Raw genomic sequence first — 2,162 nt, 5'->3', positions numbered from 1 at the left:
TTCCAGAGACAAAAGACCAAAGACCATCAGAGGCAGATCGGGCACCAGCCCCCACCCCATCAGTTGCAGCATAGGTGCCGTATTGATCAGAAAGACGGCAACCAGCCCCACCCAGGCTGGGCCATCAGGAAAGAGAATCCCGCTGAGTCTAAACACCAGATAACTGCTCAACGCATAAAGAATCGCAGGGACAAGCCTTACTGTAAATTCATCGTAACCCAGAGGGGCTATCAAGGTCTGTAACCAACCCACCATAGGCGGGTGATCAAAATAACTGAGGGCCGGATACAGGGCATAAAGTGCATAGTGAGCTTCATCGACACCCAGCGACACTCCGGGTGCCATGGCTAAATGAATCAGGAGCACCACAATAATGATACCCCAGGAGACAACTCGCCCTCGTTCCTGCATGAAACCCCCGGTTAAAAGGATTGGATAAAGCCTTCAACCATCATTCCACTACCATTTAGCATTCTTTATCAGGCAGATGGTGGGCAAACTCTTTGAATCTGTTTACAGCTTTCTCCAAACTGAAACAGAACAAACCGGCCTATTACTCTACGACAAGTGCTGTCTAAAAAAAAGTCAATTAATGAATGATGATCATTTCATTTTGATCCAGTCCTGCAGGTTAAAGACCAAGGATCTGTATAAGGGGAATATGGAAAAAATAGCGAAATCAGACAGGAAGCATTGGACGAGCCGGTCATTTCCGACCCATCCGGCAACGCGCTTTAAACGGCCAGCGTCAGAAACAGACCCGCAATAGTAGCACTCATGAGGTTTGAAAGTGTACCAGCTACAACCGCTTTCAAACCAAAACGAGCGATGTCATGACGACGGTTAGGTGCCATGGAGCCCAGACCACCCAGCAAAATAGCAATGGATGAAATGTTAGCGAAACCACACAAAGCAAAGGTCAGAATCGCCTGGGAACGATCAGACAACAAGGCAACACCGGCTTTCGCTGCTGCTTCAGCATCGACATAGTTTGCCAAACTACTGAAAGCAACAAACTCGTTAACGATCATTTTTTGACCCAGGAAGCTGCCCGCAGTCAGAGCTTCAGACCAAGGTACACCGATCAGGTAAGCCAGAGGAGAGAATGCATAACCCAGGATCAGCTCGATAGTCAGGTCCGGATAACCGAACCAACCACCAGCCCAGCCCAGCAAACCGTTGAGCATGGCAATCAGGGAGATGAAAGCCAGTAACATAGCACCGATCATGGCAGCCAGTTTGAGCCCACTGGCAGCACCCGAAGCAGCCGCATCGAAAATGTTAGCTGGCTTATCTTCAGCGTTCTGCTGCTCAATGTCGTCTATATCATCATAAGGTCTCTCGGTTTCAGGCTTGATAATTTTTGCCATCAACAGGCCACCCGGAGCTGCCATAAAACTGGCAGCAATCAGGTACTTAAGCTCAACCCCCATACTGGCATAGCCCACCATGACCGCACCGGCAACGGAAGCCAAACCACCCACCATAACGGCAAAGAGTTCGGACTGAGTCATGCGGCTGATGAAAGGACGAACCAGCAGAGGTGCTTCAGTCTGGCCAACAAAAACGTTAGCAGCAGCAGACAGTGATTCTGTGCGACTGGTGCCGAGTAATTTGCGCAGAGCACCGCCAAGTAGTTTGATGACAAGCTGCATGATACCAAGGTGATAGAGCACCGCTACCAGAGCCGCAAAAAAGATAATGACTGAGAGAACATGGACAAAGAATATAAAGCCCAGTTTGAAGCTGGCCAGTTCGCCAAAGAGAAAACCAATACCATTATTAGCATATCCCATAACAGCATTTACGCCGTTGGTAATAGCTTCCAGAATGTATTGTCCGGCGGGGATATACAGAACAAATGCGCCGATACCTGCCTGAATGGCAAAGGCACCACCCACCGTTCGCAATTTTATTGCTTTACGATTGTCCGAAAGCAGTATTGCAATACCCAGCAGGACTGCGATTCCTACCAGGCTTATAAGCATGTGTTGCATGGGGATGATCACCTTTAAACAGAGTCTCGGGGCATTATACTTATATATTTATTGGCTTTAGTAGAAAGTAATTACCGAATAAAAACATAATAATGACAAACCCTATCTAAAATTCGCCTCAGGTATCAGCAAGGATGATCACCTTTAAACAGAGTCTCGGGGCAT

At 48.0% G+C, this 2,162-nt stretch carries 2 protein-coding genes; both read right to left on the bottom strand.

Annotation, left to right across the window (positions count from 1 at the left end; all coding sequences use genetic code 11):
• Nucleotides 1-411, bottom strand: a 411-nt coding sequence (locus KDK16_RS06335) for a glycosyltransferase family 39 protein (RefSeq protein WP_257275211.1), incomplete at its 3' end; no start/stop codon positions are given.
• Nucleotides 412-734: 323 nt separating this feature from the next.
• The gene (locus KDK16_RS06330; RefSeq protein ID WP_257254584.1) at nucleotides 735-1,997 is read right to left on the bottom strand and encodes a NupC/NupG family nucleoside CNT transporter; all 1,263 of its coding nucleotides are present in this window, start codon (nucleotides 1,995-1,997) and stop codon (nucleotides 735-737) included.
• Nucleotides 1,998-2,162 lie beyond the last annotated feature (165 nt).

The sequence above is a fragment of the Endozoicomonas sp. SESOKO4 genome, assembly GCF_024606275.1.
Note: the sequence above shows the minus strand (reverse complement) of the source record. Positions and strands in the feature narration are given on the sequence as shown.

Bases quoted from the DNA above. Each gene is read 5' to 3' on its own strand.
- KDK16_RS06330 (WP_257254584.1), bottom strand. From the start codon at position 1,997: ATGCAACACATGCTTATAAGCCTGGTAGGAATCGCAGTCCTGCTGGGT.